General features: G+C 61.7%; 14 protein-coding genes. 10 read left to right on the top strand and 4 right to left on the bottom strand.

The features are described from left to right. The first annotated feature begins 93 nt into the window (after nt 1–93). From BWR59_RS25715 to sctU, 8 genes are read left to right on the top strand one after another with little or no spacing between them, the layout of a single operon-like run. Complete coding sequence (locus BWR59_RS25715) at nt 94–540, top strand: YscO family type III secretion system apparatus protein (protein ID WP_081568502.1); 447 nt, start codon at nt 94–96, stop codon at nt 538–540. A gap of 6 nt (nt 541–546) precedes the next feature. Then, nucleotides 547–1,098: a type III secretion system HrpP C-terminal domain-containing protein gene (locus tag BWR59_RS25710; protein WP_081568501.1), complete on the top strand. Its 552-nt coding sequence runs from the start codon at nt 547–549 to the stop codon at nt 1,096–1,098. Continuing rightward, nucleotides 1,095–1,817 carry a hypothetical protein gene (locus BWR59_RS25705; protein ID WP_081568500.1) on the top strand — a complete coding sequence of 241 codons (723 nt, stop codon included), beginning with the start codon at nt 1,095–1,097 and terminating at the stop codon, nt 1,815–1,817. Before BWR59_RS25710 ends, BWR59_RS25705 begins: the two co-directional genes overlap by 4 nt. After that, nucleotides 1,807–2,199, top strand: a complete 393-nt coding sequence (locus BWR59_RS25700; RefSeq protein WP_081568499.1) for a FliM/FliN family flagellar motor switch protein — start codon at nt 1,807–1,809, stop codon at nt 2,197–2,199. The genes BWR59_RS25705 and BWR59_RS25700 overlap by 11 nt, the downstream gene beginning before the upstream one ends. Then, nucleotides 2,196–2,849, top strand: coding sequence for a type III secretion system export apparatus subunit SctR (gene sctR / locus BWR59_RS25695; protein ID WP_081568498.1), 654 nt, complete (start codon nt 2,196–2,198; stop codon nt 2,847–2,849). Before BWR59_RS25700 ends, sctR begins: the two co-directional genes overlap by 4 nt. A gap of 7 nt (nt 2,850–2,856) precedes the next feature. Beyond that, the gene (sctS, locus tag BWR59_RS25690) at nt 2,857–3,123 is read left to right on the top strand and encodes a type III secretion system export apparatus subunit SctS (RefSeq protein ID WP_081568497.1); all 267 of its coding nucleotides are present in this window, start codon (nt 2,857–2,859) and stop codon (nt 3,121–3,123) included. After that, on the top strand, nt 3,124–3,918 hold the full coding sequence (sctT, locus tag BWR59_RS25685; RefSeq protein ID WP_081568496.1) for a type III secretion system export apparatus subunit SctT: 795 nt from the start codon (nt 3,124–3,126) through the stop codon (nt 3,916–3,918). After that, nucleotides 3,915–4,991 carry a type III secretion system export apparatus subunit SctU gene (gene sctU / locus BWR59_RS25680; protein ID WP_081568495.1) on the top strand — a complete coding sequence of 359 codons (1,077 nt, stop codon included), beginning with the start codon at nt 3,915–3,917 and terminating at the stop codon, nt 4,989–4,991. The genes sctT and sctU overlap by 4 nt, the downstream gene beginning before the upstream one ends. A 67-nt stretch (nt 4,992–5,058) precedes the next feature. Here sctU and BWR59_RS25675 read toward each other — a convergent pair whose 3' ends face one another. Then, a complete protein-coding gene (locus BWR59_RS25675; protein WP_081568494.1) occupies nt 5,059–5,979 on the bottom strand; it encodes a LysR family transcriptional regulator in 921 nt (306 codons plus the stop codon). A gap of 282 nt (nt 5,980–6,261) precedes the next feature. Between BWR59_RS25675 and BWR59_RS25670 the strand changes: the two genes are divergently transcribed. Further along, entirely contained in the window at nt 6,262–7,527 is a 1,266-nt protein-coding gene (locus BWR59_RS25670; protein ID WP_230982092.1) for an OprD family porin, read from the top strand. Between the two features lie 998 nt (nt 7,528–8,525). Here the strand turns inward: BWR59_RS25670 and BWR59_RS25665 are convergent. Further along, nucleotides 8,526–9,038, bottom strand: coding sequence for an AraC family transcriptional regulator (locus BWR59_RS25665; protein ID WP_081568492.1), 513 nt, complete (start codon nt 9,036–9,038; stop codon nt 8,526–8,528). Nucleotides 9,039–9,266: 228 nt separating this feature from the next. On the opposite strand from BWR59_RS25665, the gene BWR59_RS25660 reads away from it, so the two are divergent. Next, nucleotides 9,267–9,908 (top strand): phosphohydrolase, encoded by a 642-nt coding sequence (locus BWR59_RS25660; RefSeq protein ID WP_230982089.1) that lies wholly within the window; start codon nt 9,267–9,269, stop codon nt 9,906–9,908. Between the two features lie 461 nt (nt 9,909–10,369). Here the strand turns inward: BWR59_RS25660 and BWR59_RS25655 are convergent, their stop codons facing one another. Both BWR59_RS25655 and BWR59_RS25650 read right to left on the bottom strand, forming a co-directional pair. Next, complete coding sequence (locus BWR59_RS25655; protein ID WP_081568491.1) at nt 10,370–11,938, bottom strand: ATP-binding protein; 1,569 nt, start codon at nt 11,936–11,938, stop codon at nt 10,370–10,372. Then, the gene (locus BWR59_RS25650; RefSeq protein ID WP_081568490.1) at nt 11,935–12,552 is read right to left on the bottom strand and encodes a response regulator; all 618 of its coding nucleotides are present in this window, start codon (nt 12,550–12,552) and stop codon (nt 11,935–11,937) included. The genes BWR59_RS25655 and BWR59_RS25650 overlap by 4 nt, the downstream gene beginning before the upstream one ends. Between the last annotated feature and the right edge of the window lie 3 nt (nt 12,553–12,555).

Here is a 12,555-nt window from a genome sequence, read left to right as displayed (position 1 = left end):
TGGCGTTGCAGGTGCTGACTGTGCCGGCGCTTTCGCGAGCAAGCTCCCTCCCACGGCTATTGGAGCATCAACAAAAATGGGGGAGACACGGCGTTGGACGAAGACCTTGAAATCGACCCGCAGCGTCAGGCGCTGGAACAGGTGATCGGTGTACTCACGCCCTTGCGTCAGCACCGCCAGGCCAGCGCCGAGCGGGCTCAACGTCGCGCGCAACAGGCGCTGGAGCAGATGCAGACCCAGCTGCAACACACCCGCGAATCCCTGACCCACGAGCGCGATAACCAGCGCCAGAGACGTCAGGGCTTGAGCGATACGCACCTGAACAAGCCAATGTCGCTCAACGACCTGGAGCGCTGGCATGAAAAGGAGAACCGCATGCTCGATCGCCTGGCTTACATCCGTCAGGACTTGCAGCAACAGCGATTGGGCATCGATCAGCAGTACGCATCCCTTGAGCAGGCCAGGGAAGCAGTCAAGGCCTCGCAACGCGCAGTGGAAAAACTGGCCTGTCTGGCCGAAGCCCTCGATGAACAAGGTTGAATCGCCATGAACAGTCCAATCAAAGCCCCGACTCATCCACGCCCTCAGGTCCAACCCCGTCCCGCACCGAGTGAGCCGGCTGCCACAGCCGACAATCGCCCCGCCCTGGGCAATCTGCGCCGCGGTGAATCGGATCGCTTGCGCTCTGCCTGGAACCAACCGGCTGCGCAAGAAGCCCTGAACGCTGACGGCCTGTTTTTCTCGCAATTGCTGGTGCTGCCGGTGGGCGAAAAAACCGATCAATCGGGGTATTCGGGCAGCGGATTCAGCCTGTTGCCACCCAGCGATGGAGTACCGACGCAGTTAATCGATGAACTGGCCCAGCGCCTGCCGGATCAGCCCGACGGCCCGTTCAGCGTCACGTTGCTGATGCCCAACCTGGGCAAGATTCAGGTCAACGCCAACAAGCGCGACAACCAATGGACCGTCGAACTGGGTTTTGCCCGCAGAGGCCTGCTCAAACGTCTGCAACCTCATCAACACGCCTGTGAAAGCGCCCTCGCCGATGCGTTGGGACAGGACGTCGATCTGTCCTTTCGTGAGGACGATCGGGCATGAACGCTCTGTCTCTGCGTAAGGTCAACGCACGCGAAGCGCTGCTCAGCCGTCGACTGGGCGCGGGCGTGCGCCTGAGGTTCAGCGCTCATGGGTTCGACGGCGAATTGAATCTGGGACCCTTGCAGGGCGATGCAACGGCCGACTATCCGCTGAGCTGGTTCGCCAGCGCTGTCGGCGTCATTGGCTTGAGCGACGCCGAAGCTCTGCTCAATCTGCTGGGCGAACTCCCGGTCACCCTCGCCGGAGAAACTCAACCCTGGTACTGGCAGGCGATCAATCAACGCTTGAGTGCGCCCATCGCGGAACTGCTTTGCCCTCTCGAACCACACAGCGATATCACTGCACTGCCTGCTGCCCTGACAACGCTGCGGATTCAGGTTCAATTGGGCGATCAGTCGTTCACAGGCCTGATCCGTGGCGAGCCTGAGACGCTATTGCGCTTGCTCGATGGCGTCCTCTGGGATGCCCATCGGCAAACGCTCGACGACCACTGGCCGCTGAGCCATCCGCTCGAACTCGGGGAGCTGTCGTTGACCCAGGCGCAACTGGCTTCGCTGCAACCGGGCGATGTGTTACTGGCGCCGGTCTGTCACTTCGACAGCGACGGCAGCGGCCGCCTGCATCTGGCGGGACGGCAATGGGCAGTGCGAACCGACCGCCACGAACGGCAGCTGTATGTGCAGTTCAGCCACGAGGAAATTCTGGAACATGGCCAATGAAGCGCTGTACGACGAAGCACTGGACATCGCGCCTGACAATGAATACGACGAGACCTCTGACGGCTACGAGGATGAACAACCGCACACTCATGCCGAGCCGGATTGGCAGGAACCTGCGAGCGAACACCCTGAGGCTGAAAAGCCGCTGAACCTCGACCCGCTCGATCAGCTGCCGATGGCCCTCACCCTGCGTTGCGGCAGCCTGAATCTGACCCTTGGTGATTTGCGCCGAATCGCCGCCGGAAGCGTGCTCGAAGTCAGCGGCGTGACGCCGGGCTACGCCACCCTTTGCCATGGCGACCGCGTGGTGGCCGAAGGTGAACTGGTGGACGTCGAAGGCCGACTGGGGCTGCAGATCATCCGGATGGCGACGCCGGCATGATCATGGACGGGATGAACCCGGTACTGCTGGCGCTGGTTCTCGGCGCCTTGTCGCTGATTCCGTTTCTGCTGATCGTCTGCACGGCCTTTCTCAAGATCGCCATGACCCTGCTGATCACCCGCAATGCCATCGGGGTGCAGCAAGTGCCACCGAACATGGCGATGTACGGCATCGCGCTGGCCGCGACCATGTTCGTCATGGCGCCGGTCGCCCATGAAGTCCAGCAACGGGTTCACGACCATCCGCTGGAAATGGGCAGCACCGACAAGTTGCAGGCCAGTGCCAACACGGTGATCGAACCGCTGCAACGCTTCATGACCCGCAATACCGATCCGGACGTGATCGCCCATCTGCTCGACAACACGCAACGCATGTGGCCCAAGGACATGGCCGATCAAGCCAGCAAAAGCGACCTGCTGCTCGCGGTTCCGGCCTTCGTGCTCTCCGAATTGCAGGCGGGGTTTCAGATCGGCTTTCTGATTTACATCCCGTTCATCGTCATCGACCTGATCGTCTCCAATCTGCTGCTGGCGCTGGGCATGCAGATGGTCTCGCCGATGACCATTTCCCTGCCGCTCAAGCTGTTGCTGTTCGTCCTGGTGCAAGGCTGGACGCGACTGCTGGACAGCCTGTTCTACTCCTACATGTGAGGCGGTCATGGAAGCGTTGGCGTTGTTCAAGCAAGGCATGTTTCTGGTGGTCATTCTCACTGCGCCGCCACTGGGTGTCGCGGTGCTGGTCGGGGTCATCACCTCGCTGGTGCAGGCCTTGATGCAGATCCAGGACCAGACCCTGCCCTTCGGCATCAAGCTGGCCGCCGTCGGGCTCACCCTGGCCATGACCGGGCGCTGGATCGGGGTCGAGCTGATCCAGTTCATCAACATGGCCTTCGACCTGATTGCCCGTTCCGGAGGCCCGCACTAGATGCCGTTCGACGCTCAGGGGCTGTTCGAACTGATGCTCGGCATGGGCCTGGCAGCGGCGCGATTGCTGCCGTGCATGATTCTGGTCCCCGCCTTCTGCTTCAAATACCTCAAGGGCCCGCTGCGTTATGCGGTGGTGCTGGTGGTGTCGATGGTCCCGGCGCCAGCGATCAGCCGGGCGCTGTCGTCCTTCGAGGATGACTGGTTTTCCATCGGCGCATTGCTGCTCAAGGAAGCGGTATTGGGGACGTTGCTCGGCCTGTTGCTGTACGCGCCCTTCTGGATGTTCGCCTCGGTCGGCGCACTGCTCGACAGCCAGCGCGGCGCATTGAGCGGCGGCCAGCTCAACCCCGCGCTGGGCCCGGATGCAACGCCGCTGGGCGAGCTGTTTCAGGAAACCCTGATCATGCTGGTGATCCTGTCCGGCGGGCTGTCGTTGATCACCCAGGTGATCTGGGACAGTTATCAGGTCTGGCCACCTACCGCCTGGCTGCCGGGCATGACCGTCGACGGGCTGAATGTGTTTCTCGAACAGCTGAATCAGACCCTGCAACACATGATGCTCTATGCCGCGCCGTTCATTGGTCTGCTGCTGTTGATCGAAGCCGCGCTGGCGATCATCGCCCTGTACGCCCAACAACTGAACGTATCGATTCTCGCCATGCCGGCCAAGAGCATGGCCGGCATCGCGTTTCTGCTGATTTACCTGCCGACCCTGCTGGAACTGGGCAACGGGCAGATTCTGCAACTGGCTGACCTCAGGCATCTGCTGACGCAACTGGTGGCGGTGCCGTGAGCGAAAAAACCGAAAAGGCCACGCCCAAACAGCTGCGCGACGCTCGCGAAAAAGGCCAGGTGGGACAGAGTCAGGACCTGAGCAAATTGCTGGTGTTGCTGGTGGTCAGCGAGATCACGCTGAGCCTGGCCGATGAAAGCGTCGCGCGCTTGCAGCACCTGATGTCGCTGTCGTTTCAAGGCATTGGCAAGCCGTACATGCACACCCTCGAGCAAGTGGCAAGCGAGGGCGTGACGGTGCTGATCGGCTTCATTCTCAGCAGCGTTGGCATGGCGATGCTGATGCGCCTGGTCGGCAGCTGGATGCAGATCGGTTTCCTGTTCGCGCCCAAGGCCTTGAAGATCGACATCAACAAGCTCAACCCCTTCGCCCACGCCAAGCAGATGTTCTCAGCGCAGAGCCTGACCAGCCTGTTGCTCAGCGTGCTCAAGGCGGTGGCGATCGCAGCGACATTGTATGCGGTGGTCAAGCCGTCACTGGGGGCGCTGATCCTGTTGTCGAACACGGACCTGACCACCTACTGGCACTCGTTGCTGCAACTGTTTCGGCACATTCTGCGCGCGACCCTGGGTCTGTTGCTGGTGATCGGTATCGTCGACTTTGGACTGCAGAAGTACTTTCACGCCAAGAAACTGCGCATGAGCCATGAAGACATCAAAAAGGAATACAAGCAGTCCGAGGGCGACCCTCACGTCAAAGGCCATCGCCGGCAACTGGCCCACGAGCTGTTGAACCAGGCCCCGACCGCACCGCCCAAGCCGGTGGAGGAGGCCGACATGCTGGTGGTCAATCCCACCCACTTTGCCGTGGCGCTGTACTACCGACCAGGACAGACGCCGTTGCCGCTGATCCACTGCAAAGGCGAAGACGACGACGCGCTGGCGCTGATCGCTCGCGCGAAGAAGGCCGGGATTCCGGTGGTGCAAAGCATCTGGTTGGCGCGCACGCTGTACAAGGTCAAACCCGGCAAACACATCCCCCGCCCGACCTTGCTGGCGGTGGCGCATATTTATCAGGTGGTGCGGCAACTGGAAGACGTGACCGATGAGGTGATTCGGATCGAGGAGGATTAGCCTTTGCATGGCCACCGTGTTCTGACGTGGGAGCTGATCGGGCACGCAAACCCTGTAGCAGTCCACCTCACGGCATCGGGCGGGTTTCCTGGGACATGAATTCGGTGATCCGTGAACGCAACCAGCGCTCGGCCGGGTCGTTGTCGTGGACCCCGCTCCAGACCATCGACAGTTCCGCAGGCTCGATCGGGAATGGCGGATCTTCGGCACGCAGCGCGCAGCCTTCAACCAACGCGCAGGCCGCGTAATCCGGGACGGTGGCGATCAGTTCGGTCCCCGCCAACAGCGCACGCAAGCCGCTGAACTGGGGCACTGCGACCACCACCCTTCTCGCCCGCCCGACCTTGGCCAGGTCGATGTCGATGTTGCCGCTCAGATCGCCCGAGAACGAGACCATGGTATGCGGGCGCTCGCAGTAGTCGTCCAGGGTCAGCGTGCCGGGGCGTTTATCGCCGCGCAGCACCTTGCAGCCGATATCGCGCAGCTTCTTGCGCTTGGCGTTGGCCGGCAGATCGGTGGTGTAGCTGATGCCGACCGAGATCTCCCCCGACGCCAGCAATGCCGGCATCAGCAGATAATTGGCCCGGCGCACCACGACGATGATCCCCGGTGCTTCTTCGCGCAGTCGATTGAGCAGCGGTGGGAACAGGCCGAACTCGGCATCGTCCGACAGGCCGAGGCGGAATACGTCGCAACTGGTGGCGGGGTCGAACTCCTTGGCCCGGCTCACCGCCCCGGAGATGGTGTCCAGCGCCGGTTGCAGCTCCCTGAGAATATCCAGAGCGCGGGCAGTCGGCTCCATCGCCCGGCCGTTGCGCAGCAGCAGCGGATCGTCGAACAGGTCACGCAGGCGCGCCAGCGCGGCACTGATCGCAGGCTGGCCCATGAACAGCTTCTCGGCCACGCGGGTCAGGTTTCGTTCGAACATCAGCGATTCGAAGATCACCAGCAGGTTCATGTCGACGCGGCGCAAGTCGTTGCGATTCATTGAGCGATTCCGGGTTGGGCGTGGAAATACAGATTTTTGCCAAAAGCTTCCCAGATATACACATCTGACGCACATCTGAATTGAACGAATGTGCTGTCTGCGCGGCGATTGGCTTTTCCGACGCAAGAGCACTCTCGGACTAAAAAGCGCACAGCACATCAATCGTCGCGGGCGCGCGCCTGTCAGATTGGCTGTCTGAATCCGTACTCTTTAGAAGGCCGTCTGATGGCAAGCCGATTGTCCCTGCTGACCCTGGCGTTACTCGCCTGCTCTTCCGACCTGATGGCGGCCACCGAGGACGGTGAGCATGGTTTTCTCGCTGACACCACGCTGAACGTGCTGGCGCGCAACTTCTTCCTGCAAAACGACTACCGCACCGGCCACCCTGACCAGAGTTATCGCCAGGAATGGGCACAGGGTTTCATCGCCAACCTGCAATCGGGGTTCACTCAGGGCACGTTGGGCGTCGGCGTCGATGCTCACGGTTTCTATGGGCTCAAGCTCGACAGCGGACGCGGACGCGCCGGCACCGGTCTGTTGCCGCTGGACAGCGAAGGTCGGGCCGCCGATGACTACTCCGACGCGGGTGGCGCGCTGAAACTGCGGCTGTCGAAGACCACGCTGAAGATCGGCGAGATGGAAGTGGAAACGCCGGTGCTGGACACCGGCGACAAGCGCCTGCAACCGGAATACGCCACCGGCCTGTTTCTCGACAGCCGCGAGATCGAGGGGCTGAAACTGGTCGCCGGGCATTTCAGCGCATTCAAGAACGAAAACGCCTCGACCTCACATGGTGATTTCGACGGCTACGGCGCCAGCACCCGAGGCCGTGCGATGAGCCTGGCCGGCGTCGAGACCACCGGCAGTGCGCCGGTTGGGGGCTCGGTCTATGCCTCGCAGCTCACCGACACCTGGCGCCAGTACTACGGCAACCTGCATTACCTCGATGTGCTCTCGGACGGCAGCTCGCTGCTGCTGGACAGCAACCTCTATCGCACGCTGGATCAGGGCAGCGAACGCGCCGGGGCCATCGACAACACCGCCTACAGCCTGTCGGCCAAGTACAGCCTTGGCGTCCAGGCCTTCACGCTGGCCTGGCAGAAGATCGATGGCGACACGCCGTTCGACTTTGTCGGTGGCGACTCGATCTATCTGGCCAACTCGATCAAGTACGCCGATTTCAATGGCGCTCACGAACAGTCCTGGCAGCTGCGTTACGACCTGGATGCCAGTGCGTTCGGCGTCCCGGGCCTGCATTTCATGACCCGCTATGTGCGCGGCAGCCAGATCGACGGCACCCATGCGCCACAGGGCGCGGTGTACCAGCCGTTCGATGACGAAACAGGCAGCTATCAGCCGATTCAGGGCAAGGGCGGGCGGCACTGGGAGCGCGACATCGATCTCAAATACGTGGTGCAGTCAGGCCCCGCCAAGGACCTGTCGCTGAACGTGTCGCACGTCTCCCATCGCGGCAACGATGCTCAGGGCGGCGACGATATCGACCGGTTGTATGTTGTGGTGCAGTACCCGCTGGATCTACTCAAGTAAGCGTCGCCGATAACCGCCCGGCTCGTTGGGCTGGCACACAATCCTGCACGAGGGAGCTTGCTCGCGAAGGCTTGGGATCAGACGCTGAAAATTGGCCGGATGTATCGGCCTCTTCGCGAGCAAGCTCCCTCCCACATGGGGTCGCGGTGATATTGACCAATGTGGTCGACGTCTCAGTCAGACGATACGAAGGTGCCTGGTAAAACCGAGGTCCATCGTGGGAAGGAGCTTGCTCGCGAAGGCTGGGCGTCAGACGCTGAAAATTGGCCGGATGTATCGGCCTCTTCGCGAGCAAGCTCCCTCCCACATGGGGTCGCGGTGATATTGACTAATGTGGTCGACGTCTCAGTCAGGCGATACGAAGGTGCCTGGTAAGCCGAGGTCCATCGTGGGAGGGAGCTTGCTCGCGAAGGCTGGGCGTCAGACGCTGAAAATTGGCCGGATGTATCGGCCTCTTCGCGAGCAAGCTCCCTCNCCGAGGTCCATCGTGGGAGGGAGCTTGCTCGCGAAGGCTGGGCGTCAGACGCTGAAAATTGGCCGGATGTATCGGCCTCTTCGCGAGCAAGCTCCCTCCCCACATGGGGTCGCGGTGATATTGACTAATGTGGTCGACGTCTCAGTCAGACGCCACGAAGGTGCCTGGTAAACCGAGGTCCATCGTGGGAGGGAGCTTGCTCGCGAAGGCTGGGCGTCAGACGCTGAAAATTGGCCGGATGTATCGGCCTCTTCGCGAGCAAGCTCCCTCNCCGAGGTCCATCGTGGGAGGGAGCTTGCTCGCGAAGGCTGGGCGTCAGACGCTGAAAATTGGCCGGATGTATCGGCCTCTTCGCGAGCAAGCTCCCTCCCACGTGGGGTCGCGGTGATATTGACTAATGTGGTCGACGTCTCAGTCAGGCGATACGAAGGTGCCTGGTAAACCGAGGTCCATCGTGGGAGGGAGCTTGCTCGCGAAGGCTGGGCGTCAGACGCTGAGAATTAGTCGGATGCGCTGGGAGATTTCAATCCGCGCAGCACGCCAGCGCCTGAGCCATTGAGCGACGCCAGTTGAACGGAGTCACACCGATCACGCGCGTGAACACTCGGGTGAAGTGCGACTGATCGGCAAAGCCGCAGTCCAGGCTGATCTGGGAAATGGTCAGCCCCGAGTCGCTCAACAGGCCCTTGGCTTTGTCCAGGCGCATCTGCAGGTACCAGTCGCGGGGAGACAGGCCGGTGTTTTTCTTGAAGGCGCGGGAGAAATGACTGCGCGACAGCGAACACTCGCTGGCGATGCCGGCAATCGACAGACCCTTGTCCATCTGGCTGGACATCAACTCCTTGGCCCGCCGCTCCTGCCACGGCGACAAGGCGACTTTTTCGGCGCAAGGCTGTGCGTGCTTGAGCTCGGCGCCGGAGGTGAGATGCGCCGACAACTCGCGAACGACCTGCTCGAGCAGCTCGGGTTCATCGGTGGGCAACGACCGCAGGGAGGCCAGCAGCGCACGAAACACTGACGGGTTGATGGCATTCATTCCAGGCTCTCCAGCTCACGAGGGGGCGTCTATGGAGTCTGGTTCGGCGAGACCTTAAAGTCCTTTTCCCGGCATTAAATGTTCTGAATGGTTAATAATTCAACCCCTTGAAAAGCGGCGTTGCAGAGGCTTTAAGAAGTTTTAAGGATCGCCACAAGGACACCGTCGACGGACGGGACTATGGTCAACCCTCTGTCTGTAAGGCACGGTTCGCTGCGAGGGACGCAAGTGACCACCCGATACGTTGCTGGTATCTCGATCCCTGACAGCGCGATGGCACGCGCGGCGACCGAGTTGATGCGCGAGACCCAATCCGGGCTGCTGTTCGATGCAGCCCTGCGTACTTTTGTGTTCGCCAGCCTGCTGGGCAAAAGCCACGAACTGCGCCACGACCCCGATCTGCTGTACATCGCCGCGCTGTTTCTGCGCATTGGCGTGACCGCGCTTTATCGGCATTCCCAGCAGCGCTTCGAGGTCGACAGCGCCGATGCCGCCGCCGAGTTTCTCTGTGGCTACGGCCGCTGTCCGGAGGACATCGCTCAGGTCTGGGACGCCATCGCGCTACACACCACCCCCGGCATTCCGCAACACAAGCCCGCCCTGCCCGCGCTGCTGTCGGCGGCAGTGGAAACCGATCTGTTCGGTGTCCATTGCAAGGCACTATGCCCCGGCGTGCTGGCCCGGGTGCTCAGCGCATTTCCCCGGGAGCCGGGGTTCAAGATCAAGCTGCTGCACACCCTGGCCCGCGGTCAGATGCACCGACCACAAAGTACCTTAGGGACGATTAATGCCGATGTCCTGTCGTTCCATGATCTGCATCTAAAGGTCGGGTTTTGCGAACGCCTGCTGGAGTCCAAATGGCCGTATTGAGGCATTGGCTTCGCTCAGCCAGCACATGACCTAAAGAAAACACAGCCCCCTGTGGGAGCAACCGCAGGCACGACGGTCGCGATGGGGCCGGGACATCCAATCGATCTCTGCAAGCCGAACCTACGCATTCGCCAGCGTCGTAACCTGCGCAAGCTCCCACAGGTTTTGTGCATGGCAACAGACCTGCAGCGTGAGCCAGCAATGCCGAATCTCGTCAAGAAGGCACTTCGCTCAGCCAGACCCAATGCGGATTAAGTAGCAGCGGTTCGATCAGAGAGCCCATAACCAGAGGCAAACACAGGCCCTTGTGGGAGCAACCGGAGGCACGACGGTCGCGATGGGGCCGGAACATCCAGCCCATAACCAGATGGCAAACACAGCCCCCCTGTGGGAGCAACCGCAGGCACGATGGTCGCGATGGGGCCGGAACATCCAGCCCATAACCTGAGGCAGGTCTGAATCTAACCCGCCACCGGCAGCGTAAACACGAACGTCGCGCCGCCGTAACGGGCCGGCATGGCGTGCAGCTGGCCGCCATGGGCATTGATGATCGAGCGACAGATCGCCAGCCCCATGCCCATGCCTTTGTCCTTGGTGGTGAAGAAGGCGTTGAACACCTTGTCCAGATGCTCGACCTCGATCCCCGGCCCGCTGTCTTCGATGCTGACCACCAGGTATTCGCTGCCCACCACCTCGCTGGTGATCGACAGCCGCCTCAGCACCTGGTCACCGGGGCTCAGGGCGTCCAGCGCGTTGAGGATCAGGTTCAGCACCACCTGCTGCAATTGCAGGCTCGAACCGTAAACCAGTAACGGCGAGCGGGTCAGGTGGGTGGTCATCAACACGCGGTGCTGCTCGACCTCCGCCTGAGTCAGGGCCACCACATGGCGAATAACGTCGTTGATCAGCAATTGTCGCCGGTGCTGCTCGCCCTGTTGCGCCAGCGATTGCAAGGCATTGACGATCGCCCCGGCGCGCCTGCCGTCCTGCACGATGTCGCGCAGCCCGCAAAGCGCTTCCTCGATGTTCGGCGTCTCGCGGCTAAGCCAGCGCAGGCTGGCGGCGGCGTTGGAGACCATGGACGCCAGCGGCTGATTGATTTCGTGGGCAATCGAGGCCGCCAGTTCTCCCATCGCCGTGGCCTGAGAAACCTGAGCCAGTCGCGCCCGAGCGTTACGCAGGGCGGCTTCGATGTCCTGACGACGGGCGTTTTCTTCCAGCAATTGCTGCTGCAAGTGCGCCAGCATTTCCACCAGCCGCTCCTGTCGCGTTTCGTCGGCCAGATCCTGAGTCGCCTTCAACACCGAAGCGAGATCGAGCGTGCCCTGCCCGTCGGGAATGGGAATCGACGCGTGGGCGTCGAGCACAGCTTGCTGCTGGCGCGCCTGACTGTCGCGCTGCGCTTCACGATGCTCAGCACTTTGATCGAAGCCCAGATCGGGAATGTCCTGGAACTGTTGCCACTGGCATCGACACGAGCGCAGATCGGCCAGCAGACCGGCAGTACTCTGATAACGCTCGTCGGGGTTTTTCGCGATCAGCCTGAACACCAGCTGCGACAGCGCGGGTGGAATGTCGCCGCGAAACAGGCTCAAGGCCGGCGGTCGGCGGGCGACATGGCTGTACACCCATTCCAGCGCATCCGCAGCGTCAAAGGGCAAGCGCCCGGCCAGCCACTCGTAAAAGGTCATGCCCAGGGAATACAGATCGCTACGCTGGTCAGCGCGGCGATCGACACGGCGCGCCTGCTCCGGCGCCATATACGCCAGCGTGCCGCAGATCGAATCCGACACCGGCGGGAAGCCCGACGGGTCAGCCTCGACACTCAACTCCAGACCACCGAGGCGCACGACCCCGTCGGCACCTTCCAGCAGATTGCAGGGCTTGATATCGCGATGCAGCCGACCGCTGGCATGCAGCTCGGCCAGCGCCGCCGCAGCACCTGTGGCCAACTGCAAAAAACGCTCGATGGCGAAGGGCTGCTCGGCCCGTGCGTCGAGGGGCTGACCCTGCGGATCGTTGGGGATCATTCTGCCGACGCACTCATGCGCTGGTGCATTTTCAACAACTCGATGACATTGCGCGCGTCCATCTTGGTCATGACGTGCTTCTTGTGAACCTTGGCGGTGACCTCGCTGGTGCCCAGTTCCACGGCAATCTGCTTGTTCATCTTGCCGGTGACCAGCAACGCCATGACCTCTTTCTCTCTGGGGGTCAGGCTGTTGAAGCGCGCTTTCACGTTGCAGGTCAGGCAGCGCTCGGTCAGATTGAGCGCGTCGCTGGCCAGCGCTTCGCGCACCAGATCCAGCAGTTGCTCGGGCTCGAAGGGCTTGGTCAGGAATTCCCTTGCGCCGGCCTTGATCGCCTTCACCGACATGGCGATGGTGCCGTAGCCGGTCATGAAAATGATCGGGAAATGCAGCCCTCGAAGCTGTAACTCGTCCTGCAGGTCGAAACCGGTGCCCTGCGCCAGATTGACGTCCAGCAGCAGGCAGCTCGGCGCCTCCTCCACGGGTTGCGCCAAAAACGCCTCGGCGCTTTCAAACGTGCGGCAGGCAATGTCTTCCGAATGCAGCAGACGCTGCAGTGCGGTGCGGATGGCTGCATCGTCATCGACCACATACACCCTGGGTGTCGCTCTCATAAA

This window comes from Pseudomonas sp. Bc-h (assembly GCF_002080045.1).
GTDB lineage: Bacteria > Pseudomonadota > Gammaproteobacteria > Pseudomonadales > Pseudomonadaceae > Aquipseudomonas.
This window is presented reverse-complemented; position numbering and strand designations above follow the sequence as displayed.